The 350-nt window shown below is 64.0% G+C and carries 1 protein-coding gene; it reads left to right on the forward strand.

The annotated features are described in order from the left end of the window. Positions 1–100 precede the first annotated feature (100 nt). A partial coding sequence (locus ACYAS9_RS24250; RefSeq protein WP_463570968.1) for a hypothetical protein occupies positions 101–350 on the forward strand: 250 nt, incomplete at its 3' end.

Consider the following 350-nt stretch of genomic DNA (forward strand, 5'->3'; position numbering starts at 1 on the left):
TGCTCCTGGTTCCGGCCCCTTCGGGGTGCCCTCCCTCCGGCATTGCTCCGGGGGTCGCCACTTAAGGCCATCCATGGCCTAAGCGGCTAACGGGCCCTCCATGGCCCTTTTCCCCCTGCGCAACGCCTCCACTCGGCCTGCACAAGTCGCGATTGGCGTCGTCTGCACTGTCGCGCATGAAAAATCAGATCAAAAGCTTTTGCTTTTGATTTTGATCTTCTACGCAAATGTGACAGGCGCCGCAGAACGCGACTTGGGCGCAAGGCCGAGTGGAGGCGACACGGAGTCGGGGAGCGAGGCATGGATGCCGAGCCAGCGCCGCTGGGCCAGGGACGGCCCATCGGCGCGGC

The sequence above is a fragment of the Pseudomonas sp. HP_08 genome, assembly GCF_055284095.1.